The following is an 18,740-nucleotide window of genomic DNA, read 5'->3' on the forward strand; positions in this document are numbered from 1 at the left end:
CCTTATTCCTCCTTATCCTGCGCGGGTTCCTCGTCCTCCGGGGTCGGTTCGTCCTCGTCGTCCTCGTCCTCGCCAAAATCGTATTCGTCCAGCTCGTCGCCGCCCTTGGTGTCGGCCTTGGGCTTCTTAAACTTGAAGAAGTAAAGGGCCGCGCCGCTGCCGATCAGGGCCACCACAAGGAACACGACAAGGCCGCCCATGCCGGTGCCTTTCGCTTCATCTTCCTGCGGCTGCTCGGTTTCCTCCGGCTCCTGCGGCTCCGGCTCCGGGCCGGTACACTCGGTCATATTGGTTTTACATACCGGGCAATTCGTGTTGACGGTTCCTGCCGCGCACTTGGTCGTACAGGTGCAGGTTTCCGGGGCAGCTTCGCCGTCCTCCAACAGTGCTTGCAGGTCAGCGTCGTCCACTTGGTTGAGGAAGTGAACGGCGGTTTCCTTGTCCTCGTTCGCCCGGTCGATCAAAATATAAAAGTAGTTGCCCGCCTTGGTGGTAACGGTGATAAGCTGCTTATCCCCATAAAAATCATCCACCAGTGTTGCGTTGCCCTCCGGGGTAACAGGTACGCCCTCCGGCTCCATGCCGCCGGTGGTGGGTTCTTCCTCCTGCGGTGCCTCGGTGGTTTCCGGCAAAGGCTCCGGGTTGGGGTCAGTGCCACCGGCAAAAGCGGTGGTGGAAAAGGCCGTCAGGCAAAGCACGGCGGCCAGCGTCACGGTAAACGTGCGAATGATCTTATTCTTCATCGGCATTGTCCTCCTGTTCAAAATCCGGCTGCGGGGCCGGGGCGCTCTGCAAAGCGCCGCCGCGCAGGAACGCCGCAAATTCCTCCGGCTTCATGTTCAGGCCGCGCACAAGCTGGATGATCTGCAAATTCTCCTGTTCGGTCTTTGCCGCTTCCAGCTCACGAAGCTGCTTTTGCAGCTCCGCGATCTTGGCCTTGGTTTTCTCAATGTCTTTTTCGATACGGTCAAGTTTGTTTGCCATCGTCAAAACTCCTTTCTGGCGTCAAGGCAGACGCCCGTAACAATAGAAATGCTGCTGCCAATAACTCGAATTGAGGTTGGTGTAAGAAATAGGGTCGCCACAGTGCAACATCACGGAATTGCCCACATAAATACCGACGTGGGAAACGCCGGGGGTGTCGTAGGTGCCGACGAAAAATACAAGGTCGCCGGGCTTGGCCTGCTCCGGGGAAACAGGGGTACAGATATTGCAAAGGCCCTGTGCGCCCAGCCGTCCCACGTCCCATCCGCTGTGATTGATGACCCAGCTCACAAAGCCGCTGCAATCAAAGCTGGTGCTGGGAGAGCTGCCGCCCCACACATACGGATAACCCACATACTTTTCCGCCTCGGCCATCATTGCGGCAAAGGTGGCGTCCTCCAAAGCCTCCGGGGGTATCTCGTAGTAGGTCGGCTCCTTGACGGTGGAAGCGTTGGGATAGGTGCCGTTGGGAAACAGATCAGGCCGGTTGCCCAGCGTGTGCATATACACCGCATACAGGCTCATTTGTTCCTCGCCCATGATGTAAACAGGCAGATGGGACATATCGAAGTTTTCCAGCTTCACGTTGCAGATGTAATAGGTGTAGGGAACTTGCACGGTGTAGGGGTTACCCTCGCTGTCCGTCCGGGTTTCGGTGCGGTATCGGGTTTCTGTTTCAATGGTTTGTGTCAGGGTGTATTGCTTCTCAAAGAGCATGGCAAGGTCGCCTTGAACGTCGCCCAGCGTATAGACGCCATCATGCAACGCCGACAGGATGGAAGTCAGCACATAGGGGTCATGGCCGATCTCGTCCAGATCGAAGCGGTATTCGTCATAGCCGGGGTGCAGGCTTTCGTAGTTGTCAATCTCATACTGCAAATCGGCCTCCATGTCCGCATAGGCGGCTTCGGCCCCCAGCATATCGCTGTCCTCGGACAGATAGGACGTGGCCGCCACGCCGATTCCGGCGCTGCCGAACATGGCCGTACAGGATTGCAGGCCGCCCATAATCAACATGAGCATGAGGCCCACACCGCCGATCAGCAGCACGCCTTTCCAGTGTCGGGCCACAAAGGACGCGGCCTGTTTGCTTTTCTCGGCGGCTTTCTTGGCGGCTGCGGCGGTGGTCTTAGTGGCGCTGGCTGCGCCCTGTGCCGTCTGGCCCGCCGCCCGTGCTGCCTTGGCGTAATCCCGTTTGATTTTCTGTTTCTGCCAGAACCGGGCCACCGGGTTTTTCACCGTCTGCGCCATTTCCGGGTTATCCCGCAAGGATTTCTGGTAGATGTACTCCGCATTGGCGGCAATGGCCTTTTTCTCGGCCTTGGCTGCGGCCCGGTAGGGTTTGAGTTTATGACGCCGGATGCCGCTGCGGATGGCTTTTCCCGCTTGGCGCTCGGCAAGTTCTTCTCCCTTATGGCCGCCCTCGACGCCCACATTCTCATGCTCAACCTCATGGATTTTTCCATGCAGATACAAGCCCGCTTCCTCCATCGGACGGCTGGCCGGGTTGGGTTTGAGTTTGGGGGCCGGTTTCTCCACCTTGTCAAAGTGCAGCTTGGTTTTGGCCTTGCCCTTGGCCTCGTCATAGACGGTTTCCGTGGTGACGACGCGCTTTTTCGGCAGGGCTTCTTTGGCTGCGTCCAGCTTTTCCGCCCGCTTTTCCGCCTTGTGGACGTACTTGGAAAGGGCGGGATCGGCCCGTTCCTCGGCGGTGAATTGCAGGCGGGACGCGGGGCCGGTGGCCTGCGCCGCTGTATTCGCACCATCCTTGGCGACACGCTTTGCCTTGCTGCGCTCCCGGATGTCCCCGGCACGTTCCAGCACCTTTTCAGCGGTGCCGCCCGGCTCGGCTGCGGAATAGTCCTGTTCGGCCTCCCGGCTGGAAATGTTGACGCTTTCGCCTGTGGTCTGGTTATCCAGCGTCAGGCCGTCGCGGGTCATGTGCTGCGTCACCTTATCACGGGGCTTCAATGGCTTCATAGGGCGTCACCTCCTTGTCTGTCATACCGTTTCGCCCTCGCCTAACCGGGTCGTCATGATCTGGTAGAGCTGGGTGTTTTTCGGGATGGGGTTCTTAAAGGGCAGGATCACATTTTCGTAAATGAGAAGCCCCTCGCCGGGTTCGGAATTGTCCACATACCGTAATTGCTGGGGCGAAATGTTCAGCCGTTCCGCAAGGATTTTGCGGTCGCCGCTGGCTTGATTGAGCAGGCAGATGAAGTCGCTGTTTTCCAAAATGTTCTCAATTTCCGGGGAGGAAAGCAGGTCTTTCACATTCTGTGTCGCACCTGTGGGAATCCCGCCCCACTTACGAAAACGCTTCCAAATCTCACAGGAAAAGGCCGCCGTCTGTTCCTCACGCAAAAGCAGGTGGAACTCATCACAGAAATACCATGTCGCCTTGCCCTTGCTGCGGTTTTGGGTGACGCGCCCCCAAATCTGGTCTTGGACAATGAGCATACCGATTTTCTTTAGCTGCTTGCCCAGCTCCTTGATGTCAAAGGCCACAATGCGGTTTTGAATGTCGATGTTGGTTCTGTGGTTGAACACATTTAAGCTGCCGGACACATACAGGTCAAGGGCCTGCGCCACCCGGTCGGCCTCCGGGATATGCTGGTCTAACAGGGCTTTGTGCAGGTCTGCAAGGATGGGCATATTTTCCGGCTTGGGGTCTGCCAGATAAGGCCGGTAGATCACCTGTACCGCCCGGTCGATCACCGTCTTTTCAATGGCTTCCAGCCCGTTCTTGCCACCCATGACAAGCTCACAGAACGACAGTACAAAGTCGGATTTTAAGGCCAGCGGGTTTTCATCCTCGGAGTAGTTCAGGTTGATGTCCAGCGGGTTCACATAGTTTTTGCTGGTAGGCGACAGCTTCACCACCTGCCCATGCAGCCGCTTCACAAGGGGGTAATACTCGGCCTCTGGATCACAGATATACACATCGTCCGGGGTGCAGAGGAACACGCTCAAAATTTCTGATTTACAGCTCATACTTTTGCCGCTTCCCGGTGTCCCCAGCTTTAGCCCGTTGGGACACCTCGCTCGTTTGCGGTCGAGCATAATCATGTTGCCGGTCTTGGCGTTGATCCCGTAATACATGGCGTCGCCGCCCTGAAAAAGCTCCTGCGTTACAAAAGGGACGAACACGGCCACGCTGGAAGTCGTCAGGGAGCGTTCAATCTGGATGTGGCTGGCCCCCAGCGGCAGGCTGCTCATAAGCCCCTGTTCCTGTTGGTAGTCCAGCCGCACAAGGGAACAGTTGTATTTCTGTGCAATACCGGCAGCCCAGAACACATCGTTTTCCAGCTTTTGCCGGGTGTCTGCGGTGTTCAGCACCAAAAAGGTAAGCTGGAACATCCGTTCATTCCGGCTCTGCAAGGTCTTTAGCAACTCCTTGGCGTCCTGCCCGTAGGTGGCAAGGTCGCTGGGAAGTATATCCATGTCGTAGCCGCTGCGGACAGCCCGTTTCTGTTCCTGAATCTTCATGGCGTCAAGGTCGGTGATCTTGCGCTTGACCGTCTTAATGGCGTCGCTCTGGTCGATGGCCTGCACATGGAGGTTCACCACAATGCCGTTTTCCGTGTTGAGAAAGTCGGCCAGCATTTCATCCGACAGTTCCGGGGAGAGGATTTGCAGAAAGCTCACCGCCCCGTATTTGCCGCCCAGCCCGAACATCCGGGCATTGCCGAAGCGGAACGAGGACGGGGCGATAAAGTCCTTGGTAGAAAGCCCCGACGGGGCAAGCCACTTCCAGTCAAAGGAGAACGGTTCCCCGTCCGGGTGGAAAATGCTGTGCATGACTTCCAGCCGTTCCTTGGCGTCCAGTCCCCACGCGGAGGCCCCCATGCTCTTGAAATAGCCCAAAAGGTCGGTTTCGATCCGGCGCAGTCTGGCGCGGGCCATTTTCAGGCTGTCCGCCTCGATGGTATAGGTCATAAATTTCCGCTTCATCAGTCCGTTGTTCCCGTTCACAAGCTGGTCTTGCAAAATGTCGGAATACTCGCTGCGGATGTCGTCGAAGTCGTCCCCCTGCGCCCGGATTTCAAAGCTCTTGGCGTACTGCTTGGGGTCGATCTTGCGGTTGATAAAGGAAAACTGCACATGAATGGAGGCGTCCAGATAGTTGTAGAGGTCGCACAGGTTTTCAAAGATGGCGGTCTTGGTGTCCGCCTGCGCCAGTTGGTAGCTGATGTCCGTAAACTCAATGCACTTGGAAAAGGTGCGGGGCGTCACCCGGCACACGCCGTCCTGATACATGGCCTCATAGGGAATACTGACCTGCGCCGAATGGGGCTTGCCGTCGCCCTTATACTTTCGGATGACGGCCTGAATCTCTTTCTTTTCGGCGCGGGTGAGCTTGACCGGCGCTTTTGCGCTCGTTTCGTTCTTTTGCTTTTTGGACAATGGCGTTGACCTCCTTTTCCATTTGGGATTGCCGCACAAGGGCGGTATAAGCGTTGTTGGTCTGGTAGGGCCGTTCCTTGGGCTGGATGAAGCAGCACTCTACGATCTGGCGCACCACCACTTCAAGGGGCTGGCCGTGTTTTTCGTAAAGCGCCAGCAGAAAGCCCGGCAGCATGGCAAACACCATAATGAGCGCCGCCGCGCTGGTCGGGACGCGGCCCCGGATCAAAAAGAAAAGCGGGACGCCAACAAGCAGCGCACCGCCAAAACAAATGAGCTGGCGTTTCGTCAGCCCGAATACTACCTTGGATTTGACCTTGGTTAAATCCTTGGGGACAGTTACATAAGCCATAAAAAGTCACCTCGTTTCTTTAGTGGGCGGTAAATACGGCCTTGCTGATACTTCCCGTCTTGAACAGACAGAAGCAAAGCAAAACGGTATAGCCCATACAGCCCCAGATCGCACCGGATATGTCGTCGGCGGTTCCGATCTGCTGGATCAGCACCGCATAAATCCCGACAACCACCATGATTAAAAAGGCTTGGAAGCCCAGCGCAAGCAAGGATTTCAAGTAGTTCTGGCCCATGCCGCGCCACTCTGCATTGCCCAGCGTGGCAAGGGGGATCGGCCCCAATGCGGTCACGGCGTAAATTTCAATCATTCTTCCATAGGTCACAAGGAAAATGCAGATGGAAAGAATGTTCATCGTCAGCCCCACAACAAGGGTCTGGAACCACAGGCCCAGAAGCGGCCCGATGTCCATTGCTTCAAGGCGGCTTTCCAGATCAGGGAGCAGCGTGTCAAAATCAATGCTGGTATCTCCGATAATCACCCCGGCGCTCTGGTTGACGACCTGCTGGGTGGCGTCAAACACGCCCATGACGATATTCCATGTGTTCGTCACAATGAGGATGGCAAAGGCGCTTTTGAAAATCCAGCGGAAGAACATGGAGCTGTCGAAGTCGTGCATATTGTTCTTTTCCACAATCATGTCGATCAGCTCATAGCACATCACAAGGGCGAGAATGGCCGCCGCAATGGGGACGATCACCGTTTCGGACAGGTTTTGCAGCATGGAGAAAATGCCGCCGTTCCAGTCCTGCGGGGTACTGCCCACATCCGACGCGATTTCCCCGACTTTGGTATTGACCGTGTTAAACAGGCCGGACAGGTTGCCCATGATACCGTCGATCAGGATTCCTTTGATCCATTCCCCGATTAAATCACCGATCATGTGGGGACACCTCCTTTCCCGCGCCCTCCCAGATCAGAGAGGACGCGGAGGGTTTTCTAACACACATGGGGTTATCCCAGCAGCCCGGACAGCAGCGGAACAAGGGTCATGCCAATGAGGGCAACGCCACCTCCGGCGACAAGCTGCTTGATTCCCTGTGACTTGCTTGCAGGGTTGTCCGCCCCGTATCCCTCCAAAAGATTGACGCCGCCCCATACGCAAAGCGCGCCGCCGAGGCCCACAACGATGGTCTGCAAAGTATCAACTGCACTATTGAAAAATTCCATAAATATACCTCCATAAATTCAGATTGTGATGGTGTTTGGGTGCAAAAAAAGCCGCCGTTCACAGCGGCAGCCTCACAATCCGCAGACGGCCCGGAGTTACTGGCCGTCCCGCCATTCCAGCACAGCCAGCGAAAAAATTTCGCCCCATGCTTCACACAGTCTGCGGTCTATTTCCCTTGCAAGTTCTTCGGCTTCCCCGTCCGTGGGCGGGGTATCATGTTCTGCGATCCACTGGCACAGCACCGCAGCGGAAATGATTGCCCGGTAGATTTCTTTCTCATACTTGAAATAATCCGCAAATGTCCATTCGTCCGAGTGTCCCATCGGTCACGCTCCTTTCTCTATGGCCGCTTTATTCTGCGGAAAAATCTTCCTCCGACAGCTCAATGTCGTAGAGGTCAAAGGGTTCGTCCTCCGTTATCACGCGCCGCCTTTTCCGGCGCAGGGACGACAGGTAGCTGTCCACATCAAAATAGTTCTTCTTGTCGGCGTCGGAAAGGTATTTATAGCGGGGGTGACGGGTAATGTCGTATTTCTCACTGAAAAACGGCCTGACACCGCGCACCTGCAAAATACACTTGCCTCCGTCCATCGTTGCGATTTCGTCCTGTGACATCAACTCCTTTCCTAACTTCTGATAATTCAATCCGTGAGAGGTCTGTGCGCCCCGGTTTTCGCTCTGGTTGTAGCTGTCGATGGTTTCTTTGCCCAGCACGTCAGAGATTTCCTTGGCGTTCTTGCCCCGCCCACTAAGAAAAAGCGTGCAGTCGCAGTTATCGGAAATGATTTCCGCAGCGTCCTTGTAGATGGCCTTTAACTGTGACTGGCTTTGCAAAATAATAGAAGCCGAGATTTCACGGCTTCGGATGGTGGCGATCAGCTTGTCAAAGTTGGGTATCTGGCCGATGTTCGCAAACTCGTCCAGTATCATGCGGACGTGAACCGGCAGCCGCCCGCCGTATTTATCATCGGCCCGGTCACAAAGCAGGTTGATAAGCTGGCTCTGTACCATTGCCAGAATGAAATTAAAGGTGGTGTCCGTGTCCGACATAATCAGGAACAGCGCCGTTTTCTCGTCCCCGATGGTGTCAAGTTCCAGTTCGTCGTCCTCCATCAGCTCCCGCACCTCGCGGATGTCAAAAGGGGCCATTCTCGCGCCTGCGCTGATAAGGATAGAGGAACGTGTCTTGCCCGCCGAAAGCAGGAATTTTTTATACTGGCGGACGGCAAAGTGGTCTGGATCGCGTTCCTCCAATCGCTCAAACATCAAATCCACCGGCGACTGAAATTCCGGGTCGTCCTCGCGGGCTTCGCTGGCATTTATCATTTCAAGCAGCGTCGTGAAGTTCATTTCTTCCTCCGGCGCTTCCTGCCAGATATAGCCGATCAGGGCCGTGTAGAACAGCCGTTCCGATTTCACCCAAAAATCTTCCGCACTTTTTTCGCCCTCGCCTTTAGTGTTGCAAATCAGGGTATTTACCAGCTTCAACACGTCTTTTTCCGAGTGCAGATACCGAAACGGGTTGTATTTCATGCTCTTGGAAAAATTGATGGTGTTCAGCACTTTCACGCGGTAGCTGCTGCGGATAAGGAGCTGGCCCACTTCACCGATCAAGCTGCCCTTGGGATCGGTTATCACAAATGAGGTCGGATAGTCCTTGGACACACATTGCATCAGGTTTGGTTTTACAAAGAACCGGGTCTTGCCGGAGCCGGAACCGCCGATCACCAGAACATTTTTATTTCTTGCGGTTTTGGGGTCTTTCGGCCTGTTGTTCATGGTGATCCGTTCCGTCTGTGTCAGCAGAATGTTGTTGTCAAAATTGGGGTCGATATAGGGGGCTATATCCTTGGGGCCGCCCCATCGGGCGCTGCCATATTCCACGCCTTTGCGGTATTTCTTGGCGTTCTTGCCTTTGCAGTACACCATAAGCCGCAGCGCCGCAGCACCAGCGACGCCGATCAGCAGGTCAGTGGGGTGGAAGCTGGGGGCGGCACTTTCAAAGGCCGCCGCGCAGCCATCCGCAAAGTGCAGGAGCTTTTGGGAAAGGTCGATGCCCTCCGCCAGCCGGTACGCCTGCCCCAGCTTGCCGAACAGATAGACAAACAGCAGATAGGGCAGATTGGCGATTATCAGTTTTTTCATTTCCGGCTTCATCGTGACAGCCCCCTTTCTTTGAATTTTTCCTTGGCCCGGTCAGCGTTGCGGGCTGCTGCCTTTTCCTTGCTTGCGGCAATGTCCTTGCGGATCGAGGGCCGTTCCTCCCGCTGCAACTTCTTGGCCGTGAACTCCTTGAACGCCTGTTCCATGTTGTCGGCGTCCTTGGCCTTGAAAATCACGATGTAGTGCGGGGGCTGGGTAGTGGCGTCTTTCCGCAGCGTGAAGTCCACGCCGTATTTCTTGGCGCAGGGCTTAAACAGTCCAATGTTGGCGTCGGTGATCTCGATATTGGACAGGGCCGCCCCGTGCTTTTTGAGCTGCTTTAGGCTCTGCTGGCCGTGGTGCAGCTTGGTCTTGCCCTTGTTTTGGGTTTCCAGAAACTTGCGGGCCGCCGCTTGCAGCACTTGGATTGTCAGCTTGGCCGATTTGATGGAAAAGGCTATTGTCTTTTGGGTTACTTCCTCCTGCAATCGCTATCCCTCCTTTCGCAGAAGTGCGGCGGGACGGTTAAGGTGGCACCGTCAGCCGCCGCAGGAAACAGAAAAGGGACAGCCGCTTGCGCCGGTTGTCCCCGATTAAATCCTCACCCGCAGGCCGGAAAGATCGTCGGCACGGATGCCAACCAGATACCAGTTGGCCCCGTACTCAATGCGGGTGGGCTTCCACCTGCCGCCCACCATCACATCAAAGGTTTCCCCACAGTGCAGGCCGCCGTAGTAGTCCGCCAGATCAAAGCGAATGTCGTAACGGTCGCTGCGCTCGTCGAAAATCAATGCACCCTGTTTCATAGGGCCGTCCTCCTTTCAGATTTTGCCGGTGTTCATGTCATGGGCCACCAGCGCGGCATAGTAACCGTTGATCGTGCTGGGCGCATTGAACAGCATAGCCAGCAGGTATTTCTTGATGTTGCGGATTTCCGAAGTGTTCTTGCTCAAACAGTCAAAGACAAACTCGATGTGAGAGCTGTCCAGTTTCATAAACTTGGATTTCACCAGCTCTGCTGGGTAATCGTCCCCGGCAATGCGGATGGTCTTGCGGGCGCTGCATACGGTTTCCACCAGCAAGTCCACAATCTCGTCCAGCGTTTCCCGGTCAATGCCCTTGACGTGCTGGCAAAGGTGTTCGTACTCAATGTTGTCCATGATGATTTGACGATAAATCTCTATGGCGCTCTGTGATTTCGCTTCCGTTCCTTTCCGTTCCGGCGGCTGTGCCGCCTCGTCCTCCAAAGGAGAGGGTCGGGAAAGGATAGGAATGGGATCGGTAATTGATACATCAGTAATTGATTTTTCTTTACTTGATATATCTTTATTTAATTGCGTTGGTTTTCCCAACGTAGGCTTTTCCTGCGTTGGATTATCCAACATTGGATTTTCCAACGTAGGTGAATCCGGCACAGGCTGGGGCTGTTCATAGATCACATAGTCCGCGCCGCGCAAGCGCCCTTGGCTGTCGCGCTCACGGGATCGGACGATGTACCCGGCCTGTTCCAGCTCCCGGATTGCGGCCCGGATCGCGTCGATCTGCTCCCGGTTGATAAGGGACAAACCTTTCAGCGTATAGTCCCAATCTTCCGGCAGGGAGAGCATTTGCGATAACAGGCCCTTGGCTTTCAGGGATAAGTCCTTGTTCCGCAGGTGGTGATTGGACATCACCGTGTAGCCCTTGTTACGCTCTACACGAAATACTGCCATATTCTCAACTCCTTTCACTCGAAATGTCACCGCGTCGTAGGCGGTCAGCTTGCCCGGCTGGTAGGGACATTCCGCATAGACGCAGAATTGATATTTCCAGTGCGGGCGATAAAAGCGGCAGGTGCCGCAGTCCTCCGGCGTGACCGCCTCGCCGCTGTCGTAGTGGTCAAAACCGGGCTTGCCCTGCATGAGCTGTTCAAAGGCCCGATCGCTGCCGGAAGTGAAGTACATAGGCCGTCGCCTCCTTTCTGCTTTTGGGCAAAAAGAAAAGCCGCAGACTTTTTTCAAAATCTGCGGCTTGGCCGGGGAACAGAAAAGGGCGCTGTCATGCTTGACAACACCCTGTTTCTGTCTGATTATTCAGTTGTTTTGACCTGCCCCGTTTTCCGCTGCCCTAAAAAACATTGATTTTACTGGGTTTTTTCATGTTTTCTTATGGCACCACGGTTAATGAGGTGCTCTTTTTAATAGTTAAGCAATCAACTTAACCTTATTTTGTACCGAATAGTCGGTCACCAGCGTCACCAAGACCTGGAACGATGTAACCATGTTCGTTAAGTTTTTCGTCAAGAGTGGCTGTGTAAATGTCGATATCTGGGTGTGCTTCTTGGAGAGCTTTAACACCTTCTGGTGCAGATACGAGACAAACAAATTTAATGTTAGCTGCGCCACGTTTTTTAAGAGAATCAACGGCTAAAATAGCTGAACCACCTGTTGCAAGCATTGGGTCAACCACAAAAATTTGTCGTTGGTCAATATCTTCTGGTAATTTTACAAGGTATTCAACAGGTTGCAATGTTTCTTCATCACGATACATTCCGATATGACCAACTTTAGCAGCTGGAACAAGGCTAAGAAAACCATCAACCATACCGATACCAGCACGTAAAATAGGAACAATTGCTAATTTTTTACCAGCTAATTGTTTTTGAGTTGTTTTTGTAATCGGTGTTTCGATTTCAACATCTTCGAGTGGAAGGTCGCGCAACACTTCATAACCCATAAGCATTGCAATTTCGTTAACTAATTCACGAAAATCTTTAGTTGAAGTTGTTGTGCGACGCAAGATTGATAATTTGTGTTGGATAAGCGGGTGTGAGATAACTTGGAATTTTCCCATGATGTACTCCTTTTATACTGAATTTAGTTTAACCTTATCAATTATAGCAGAAAATGGCAAAATATGCTCACTAATTATGACGAATGTCATACTTTTTTAAAATTAGTCATTATTCTCAGTTTTATGAAAAAAACATCAGCCAATTGGACTGATGTCTTTACTTTCCAAAGACGCTAGCGATGCGTTTGCTGGCTTCTTTTACAGTTTCTAGTGGTGCAGCAACGTTTAGACGAGCAAAACTTTTGCCTTCTTTTCCGAAATGTGCGCCGTCATTTAACACCACTTTTGCTTCCTTTTGAAGTTTTTCATCTAATTGTGGTTGTTCAATGTCATAGGCTGAAAAGTCAAGCCACACAAGGTAAGTTCCCTCAGGCTTCATGACCTTAATCTTGGTATGTTCTTCAAAATAATCCACAACGTAATTAATATTTTCTTCGATAACTTTTTTTAATTCTTCTAACCATGGCTTGCCATAAGTAAAGGCAGTTTCCGTCGTAATCATTCCCAGAGTCGGAACTTCGTGTTGATTATTAGCCAGTTGGACACGTTTAAATTGCTTACGAAGTTTCGGATTTTGAATAATCGCAAAACTGTTTTTCGTACCAGCAATGTTAAATGTTTTCGTAGCTGATGACAGGATAAGTGTAAATTCTTTAAAACGGTCATCAACTGTGTTGAAAGAATGATGCTTATTGCCAAAAAGCGCCAAATCTTGATGAATTTCATCTGAAGCCAATATAACGCCATGTTTTTCACAAAGCTCACCGATTTTTTGTAATTCTTGTGCTGACCAGATACGTCCACCAGGGTTGTGTGGGCTACAAAAAACATAAAGTTTTACCTGATTATCAACGATATCTTTCTCAAGTTGGTCAAAGTCAATTTCAAAATGCCCATTCTTAATAATCAAAGAATTTTCCACTAATTTACGGTCATTTAAGCGAATTGTCCGTGCAAAAGGATAATAAACTGGCGAATTAATCAGCACCGCATCGCCTTTTTCAGTAAAGGCCTGAATAGCAACTGAAATGGCAGGAACAACACCGTCAATGAAAGAAATGTCATCTTTGGTGATGTTGTAGCCGTGTTCTTTTCTTTCCCAATCAATCACTGATTGATAAAGAGAATCCTTAAAATAATTATAGCCAAAGATGTGTTCTTGTCCATAATCTATAATCGCTTCTTTAATTTCTGGAACAGGCAAAAAATCCATATCAGCAACCCAAAGTTGAAGCAAATCAGGGTCATTTTCAGATGCCTGCCATTTATATGTGAAATGTGTTAGACGATTTGGTCTCGTTGTAAAATCATATGTTCCCATACTAAGCCTCCAATGCGTGTTTTAGGTCATCAATCAAATCTTCAACATCTTCGATTCCAATAGATAGGCGCAATAAATCATTGGTTAATCCGTAAGATAAACGAACCTCTTCAGGAATGTCTGCGTGTGTTTGGGTTCTCGGGTAAGTGATTAAACTTTCCACACCACCAAGACTTTCTGCAAATGTAATGATGTCAAGGCTATTGATAATATCTGGAATCTTACTTTCATCAACCACTCTGAAAGAAATCATGCCACCTTTACCCGTATAAAGCACTTCTTTAACAGCAGGTAATTTTTCCAAAAATGCAACAATCTCACGCGCATTTTCAGTTGATTTTTCCATGCGAAGTTTAAGGGTTTTTAGCCCACGCATCAACATATAAGAATCAAATGGTGATAAGGTTGGACCAGTCGTATTGAGATTGTAGAAAAGTTTGTCATATGTCTCTTTGTCGTTTGTAATCACAACGCCTGCTAAGACATCATTATGTCCTGCCAAATATTTTGTGGCTGAATGCACAACAATATCAGCTCCAAGTGGAATTGGATTTTGATAAATTGGGCTGTAAAAAGTATTGTCCACAATAAGCTTAGCGCCCTTGGCATGAGCCGCATTCGCCACTTTTTCAATGTCAAATTCAACCATTAGTGGGTTCGTTGGGGTCTCAATGTAAACAATATCCGTGTCATCAGAAATCGCTGCTAAAAGCTCTGCTTCTGTATTGGTGTATTCAAACGAAAAACGCCCTTCTTTTTCTTTATCATTGAACCAACGGAAAGAGCCACCATATAAGTCACGTGCGGCAACTACTTTGGCTCTAACAGGAAAAATTTCAAAGGCTAAAACAATAGCACTCATACCAGATGACGTTGCAAGTGCATAATCTGCTTTTTCAATCGCTGCAAGTGTCTTTTCAAGCGTTGCGCGTGTTGGATTTTTCGTTCTTGTGTAATCAAAACCTGTTGATTTTCCAAACTCTGGGTGTTGATAAGTTGTGGAAAAATGAATAGGTGCTGCTAACGCTCCTGTCGCTTCATCTGATTTTATTCCTGCATGTGCTAAAATAGTTGCCAATCTACAATCACTTTTCATGGTGTCTCCCCCTCAAAACATATCACTACCAGCTATCTGGTCTATTAAAATTTATAAACTATTCTATCATTTATTCGTTGAAATGCATGACTTTTTCGTTATTCTATTTCTTGATAATCATCTATAAGTAAAAACTATAACTAAAAAAAACGTCCCTTGGACGTTTTTTTCACGAGCCCAGAAATAAGAAAGCGAGTCAATCCAGTGGACTGTTTTTTCATGAGCTTAAAAATAAAGAAGCGAGTTAGTCCACTGGACTGTTTTCATCGCTCTAAATGTAGTTTTTGGCGGAGTGCTTTTGCTCTGCCACCAATTAATTTATCAAGCAAACGAGTTACTAGGGCAAGGAAGCCGTAAACAAGAACACCTAAGGCACCTACAAGCACAATATAAACAACACTACCAACACGTGTCGTTGGGCTAACAATAAAATGAAGTCCAACGGTTGCTATAGCAACAATAACACCCATCATAGCTGTTAAAATACTAACAAGAAAAATTCCTCGCAACAAAGCTTTACGGTTAAAGCGTGTCACTTCATAAATGCGCTTATACATCAGAACAATCGGTATTGTTAAACCAATGGCTGTGGATAAAAGTGGGCCATAAGCGTGGAAGAAATAGATAAACGGAATTTGCAAAACAATTTTAATAATTAAACCGTAACCAAAATAACGAATAGCTTTGCGATTTTCAAACAAAGCTTGAAGCATAGGGGCTAAAAGGCTATAAAGTGCTAAGAAAATCACTTGCAGCAAGGCACCTACAAATAACCACAGGGCTGTGCTATTTGGCGCACCGTAGAAAAGCGTATAGAGTGGCTGTGCTAAAATAATCGCCCCAAGCATTGCTGGGAAAAGCACCATACACAGCATTTGCAAACTATTAATAACCAAATGCGCTGCTGCTTTTTTGTCTTTATTAACAAAGTTTTCTGTCAAAAGGGGAATACCAGCTCCACCGATGGCAGTAGCCAAAGAAATCAAAATCATCGTTACTTTATTTGGATTACTTGACAAATAAGCATATAAAATTTGCAATTCTTTGGTCGTATGCGACGTAAACAACTTCATTGTGTTGATAAATGACAACTGGTCAACAATCTGGAAGAGTTGAATCGCTGCTCCTGTAATAATAAACGGAATAGCTTCTTTTATCGTTTCAATGATAATCGCATTGGCATCAATATCAACATCATTATTTCCTGCAGAGAAAATAGCTTGCAATTTACCCTCGCGCCGAAGGAAGAAAAGGAGGACGAGGACACTAGCAATCATTCCGATAAAAGCAGCAAACGTTGATTGAACAACGGCTGAAACATAATCACCAGAGCCAATTTTCATAATCATGAAAGCTGTTAAAAGCATCCAAATAACACGGATAATTTGCTCTGCAATTTGGCTCATAGCATAAGGTTTTAAATTATTAAATCCTTGGAAAAAGCCACGTAGAACACTCATTGACGGGAAAAGTAAGAGTGCCCAAGATAAACTTTTCATAACACGAACCAAATCAGCTCCGCCACCACTCCAAGCAGCTAGAATTGGTGAGCCAATGTACATAATCGCCGCAAAAATAAGCCCCAATACCAAGGTCAATCTTAAAATTTGACATAATAAATAATAACTAGTATCTTCTTGACCTAACGTATTATACTTCGAAACCTGTTTAGCAATGGCAACAGGAATTCCCGCGGTTGAGATGAGTAGGAAAACGGCGTAAATATTATAGCCCATTCCAAAAAGTGCATTGGCTTGCTCACCGTGAGTCCCCATCCAAGCATACCAAGGGATAATGTAGAAAGCACCCAAAAGGCGACTAATAAAGTTTGACGCTGTCAACCATGCCGCCCCGCGCACCATCTGTTGCTGCTGTGTCATATTTGTTTTGTTTTCAGACATAGTATTCTTCCTAATTTTTAAAATAAGCGTTACTTTTTATTATAAACTTTTGATTGTGACTTGTAAAACAAAGACATTAAGTCTAAAATAGAGAGTATGATTACACTTGAAAAAACCCTCGACATTCTGAAAAAAAACCATAATTTCCGCGAAATAATCTTCCACAATCAATACAGTCTGACTTGGAAAGAAAATCCTAGCTTTTCAAAAATCAGTTTTGACAGTCGTGCTATCGACAGTTCAACCCTTTTCTTTGCTAAAGGGGCAACTTTTAAAAAAGAATACCTTGAACAAGCTATCCAAAAAGGCTTACCTTTTTATGTCAGCCAAGTTGATTACGAACTTGATATTCCTGCGATTATCGTAACAGATATCAAAAAAGCGATGAGCTTGATTGCCATGGAATTTTATGGTCATCCAGAAGAAAAATTAAAAATCATTGCTTTCACTGGTACAAAAGGGAAAACAACTGCGGCTTACTTTACATACAACATTTTGAAACAAAGCCACAAACCAGCTATGTTTTCAACAATGAACACAACGCTTGATGGTAAGACATTCTTCAAATCAAAATTAACCACACCTGAAAGTCTCGACCTCTTCAAGATGATGGCAACTGCTGTTGATAATGGCATGACTCACCTCATCATGGAAGTGTCTAGCCAAGCTTACCTTGTCGATCGTGTCTACGGATTGACTTTTGATGTTGGAGCATTTCTTAATATCAGCCCAGACCACATTGGACCGATTGAACATCCAACATTTGAAGATTATTTCTACCACAAACGCCTTTTAATGACAAATAGCAAAGCTGTTGTTGTCAATGCAGGTATGGATTATTTTAATGTTGTCGCACAACAAGTTGCCAATACTCCTCATGATTTTTACGGCAAGGATTCTGATAATACGATTGAAAATGGCAGAGCTTTTGACTTTGATGTGACTGGCAAACTGGCAGGACATTATGATATTCAGCTCATTGGCTCATTTAACCAAGAAAATGCGGTTGCTGCTGGTCTTGCTTGTCTGCGTTTGGGAACAAGTCTAGCTGATATTCAAAAAGGAATTGCCCAAACAAGTGTCCCTGGTCGCATGGAAGTCATTACGCAAACTAATGGTGCTAAAGTCTTCGTCGATTATGCGCACAATGGTGACAGTCTTGAAAAACTGTTATCTGTCGTTGAGGAACACCAAAAAGGCGACCTTCACCTGATTCTTGGTGCAACTGGTAATAAGGGAGAAAGCCGTCGTGCTGACTTTGCTCGTGTCATCAATGCTCACCCAAATCTTCACGTTATCTTAACAGCTGATGACCCTAATTACGAAGACCCACAAGCTATTGCCGAAGAAATTGCTAGTCAAGTGACACGTCCACTTGACATTCAAGTTGACCGTGAAAAGGCTATTTCACAAGCTATGGCACGCACTAATAATGAAACAGATGCCGTTATTATCGCTGGTAAAGGAGCTGATGCTTATCAAATCGTAAATGGTGAACGCACAGCTTATGCTGGTGATTTGAATATCGCTAAAAGCTATCTTAATTAGAACGATTTCAAGTATTATTTTGAACTATTCTAATTAATAATAAAAATATTTAAATAATATAAAAATATTCAAAAAAAGGCTTTTCAGAGGTCTTTTTTCTTGTTACAATAAAAAAACAATTCTCGATTTAGGGACTTGTTTTTGGGAAGAAAAATTCCCCTAAAATCATTTTGAAAGGAGGTCGATTATGTCAGATATTTACGCTGAAAACATCTCAGTAGCTTACGAGGATAAAGTGATTATCAATGACTTATCTGTCACCATAGCAAAACAAAAAATCACGACAATTATCGGTGCCAATGGCTGTGGTAAATCAACTTTATTAAAAGCTTTAACACGCATTCATGCCCTTAAAGCTGGTCAAGTATTTGTTGACGGAGAAGCAATTGCTCATTTACCAACTAAAGAAATTGCCAAAAAGTTAGCACTACTCCCCCAAATGCTTGAAGCGACTGAAGGGATTTCAGTTTATGAGCTTGTCTCATACGGTCGCTTTCCACATCAAAACTATTTGGGAAGTTTAAGCGACACAGACAAGGAAAAAATCAACTGGGCAATGGAAATAACCAAAGTTGTTGAATTTGCCAATGAAAAAGTTGATTCGCTTTCAGGTGGCCAACGTCAACGTGTTTGGATTGCTATGGCTTTAGCTCAAGACACAGATACTATTTTTTTAGACGAGCCAACAACTTATCTAGATATGAACCACCAGCTGGAAATCTTGGAATTACTCCAAAAACTTAACCAAGATACCCAGAAAACTATTATTATGGTTTTGCACGATTTGAACTTATCAGCACGTTTTTCTGACGAATTGATTGCCATGAAAGCTGGCGCGATTAAATATCACAGTAAGGTTCAAGACATCATGACAGCAGACATTTTACGTGATATTTTTAATATCGAAGCCCATATCGTTCAAGACCCTATCCACAATCGTCCTATTTTGCTGACTTATCAGCTAACATAGATTTTTATTAGGAGAA

The 18,740-nt window shown here is 48.2% G+C and carries 18 protein-coding genes; 2 read left to right on the top strand and 16 right to left on the bottom strand.

Translation table 11 applies throughout. The annotated features are described in order from the left end of the window. Positions 1-2 precede the first annotated feature (2 nt). The 16 genes from CCC20_RS03380 to CCC20_RS03455 form a co-directional block, all read right to left on the bottom strand. Positions 3-743: a DUF4366 domain-containing protein gene (locus tag CCC20_RS03380; protein WP_287179119.1), complete on the bottom strand. Its 741-nt coding sequence runs from the start codon at positions 741-743 to the stop codon at positions 3-5. Then, positions 733-984, bottom strand: a complete 252-nt coding sequence (locus tag CCC20_RS03385; RefSeq protein WP_087257686.1) for a DUF4315 family protein — start codon at positions 982-984, stop codon at positions 733-735. Before CCC20_RS03385 ends, CCC20_RS03380 begins: the two co-directional genes overlap by 11 nt. Before the next feature lie 21 nt (positions 985-1,005). Then, the gene (locus CCC20_RS03390; protein WP_287179122.1) at positions 1,006-2,964 is read right to left on the bottom strand and encodes a C40 family peptidase; all 1,959 of its coding nucleotides are present in this window, start codon (positions 2,962-2,964) and stop codon (positions 1,006-1,008) included. A 21-nt stretch (positions 2,965-2,985) separates the two neighbouring features. After that, entirely contained in the window at positions 2,986-5,391 is a 2,406-nt protein-coding gene (locus CCC20_RS03395) for a VirB4-like conjugal transfer ATPase, CD1110 family (RefSeq protein ID WP_287179124.1), read from the bottom strand. Beyond that, positions 5,294-5,743, bottom strand: a complete 450-nt coding sequence (locus CCC20_RS03400) for a PrgI family protein (protein WP_003509300.1) — start codon at positions 5,741-5,743, stop codon at positions 5,294-5,296. Before CCC20_RS03400 ends, CCC20_RS03395 begins: the two co-directional genes overlap by 98 nt. Before the next feature lie 19 nt (positions 5,744-5,762). Further along, complete coding sequence (locus tag CCC20_RS03405; RefSeq protein WP_005946756.1) at positions 5,763-6,626, bottom strand: VirB6/TrbL-like conjugal transfer protein, CD1112 family; 864 nt, start codon at positions 6,624-6,626, stop codon at positions 5,763-5,765. A gap of 71 nt (positions 6,627-6,697) precedes the next feature. Then, positions 6,698-6,913: a Maff2 family mobile element protein gene (locus CCC20_RS03410; protein ID WP_002566673.1), complete on the bottom strand. Its 216-nt coding sequence runs from the start codon at positions 6,911-6,913 to the stop codon at positions 6,698-6,700. 96 nt (positions 6,914-7,009) lie between these two features. Next, positions 7,010-7,237 carry a hypothetical protein gene (locus CCC20_RS03415; RefSeq protein WP_005946702.1) on the bottom strand — a complete coding sequence of 76 codons (228 nt, stop codon included), beginning with the start codon at positions 7,235-7,237 and terminating at the stop codon, positions 7,010-7,012. 28 nt (positions 7,238-7,265) lie between these two features. Continuing rightward, the gene (locus CCC20_RS03420; RefSeq protein ID WP_154252786.1) at positions 7,266-9,071 is read right to left on the bottom strand and encodes a VirD4-like conjugal transfer protein, CD1115 family; all 1,806 of its coding nucleotides are present in this window, start codon (positions 9,069-9,071) and stop codon (positions 7,266-7,268) included. Then, positions 9,068-9,544 carry a PcfB family protein gene (locus tag CCC20_RS03425; RefSeq protein ID WP_069988615.1) on the bottom strand — a complete coding sequence of 159 codons (477 nt, stop codon included), beginning with the start codon at positions 9,542-9,544 and terminating at the stop codon, positions 9,068-9,070. The genes CCC20_RS03420 and CCC20_RS03425 overlap by 4 nt, the downstream gene beginning before the upstream one ends. A 105-nt stretch (positions 9,545-9,649) precedes the next feature. Continuing rightward, positions 9,650-9,862 carry a DUF5348 domain-containing protein gene (locus CCC20_RS03430; RefSeq protein ID WP_002574007.1) on the bottom strand — a complete coding sequence of 71 codons (213 nt, stop codon included), beginning with the start codon at positions 9,860-9,862 and terminating at the stop codon, positions 9,650-9,652. A 15-nt stretch (positions 9,863-9,877) separates the two neighbouring features. Further along, positions 9,878-10,999, bottom strand: coding sequence for a DUF6017 domain-containing protein (locus tag CCC20_RS03435; RefSeq protein WP_071432006.1), 1,122 nt, complete (start codon positions 10,997-10,999; stop codon positions 9,878-9,880). A gap of 259 nt (positions 11,000-11,258) precedes the next feature. Then, positions 11,259-11,888: a uracil phosphoribosyltransferase gene (gene upp / locus CCC20_RS03440; RefSeq protein WP_003066034.1), complete on the bottom strand. Its 630-nt coding sequence runs from the start codon at positions 11,886-11,888 to the stop codon at positions 11,259-11,261. A 157-nt stretch (positions 11,889-12,045) separates the two neighbouring features. Next, entirely contained in the window at positions 12,046-13,209 is a 1,164-nt protein-coding gene (locus CCC20_RS03445; RefSeq protein WP_003066036.1) for a MalY/PatB family protein, read from the bottom strand. Between the two features lies 1 nt (position 13,210). Then, the gene (locus tag CCC20_RS03450) at positions 13,211-14,305 is read right to left on the bottom strand and encodes a cystathionine gamma-synthase (RefSeq protein WP_003066037.1); all 1,095 of its coding nucleotides are present in this window, start codon (positions 14,303-14,305) and stop codon (positions 13,211-13,213) included. 263 nt (positions 14,306-14,568) lie between these two features. Further along, positions 14,569-16,206, bottom strand: coding sequence for a putative polysaccharide biosynthesis protein (locus tag CCC20_RS03455; RefSeq protein WP_270619611.1), 1,638 nt, complete (start codon positions 16,204-16,206; stop codon positions 14,569-14,571). A 96-nt stretch (positions 16,207-16,302) separates the two neighbouring features. Here CCC20_RS03455 and CCC20_RS03460 point away from each other — a divergent pair, with 96 nt between their 5' ends. Both CCC20_RS03460 and CCC20_RS03465 read left to right on the top strand, forming a co-directional pair. Beyond that, the gene (locus tag CCC20_RS03460; protein WP_270619610.1) at positions 16,303-17,754 is read left to right on the top strand and encodes a UDP-N-acetylmuramoyl-L-alanyl-D-glutamate--L-lysine ligase; all 1,452 of its coding nucleotides are present in this window, start codon (positions 16,303-16,305) and stop codon (positions 17,752-17,754) included. Between the two features lie 187 nt (positions 17,755-17,941). Then, positions 17,942-18,724, top strand: a complete 783-nt coding sequence (locus CCC20_RS03465; protein WP_270619609.1) for an ABC transporter ATP-binding protein — start codon at positions 17,942-17,944, stop codon at positions 18,722-18,724. Positions 18,725-18,740 lie beyond the last annotated feature (16 nt).

This window comes from Streptococcus sp. LMAG:39, from assembly GCF_008680485.1.
In the GTDB taxonomy this organism is placed as follows: domain Bacteria; phylum Bacillota; class Bacilli; order Lactobacillales; family Streptococcaceae; genus Streptococcus; species Streptococcus pasteurianus.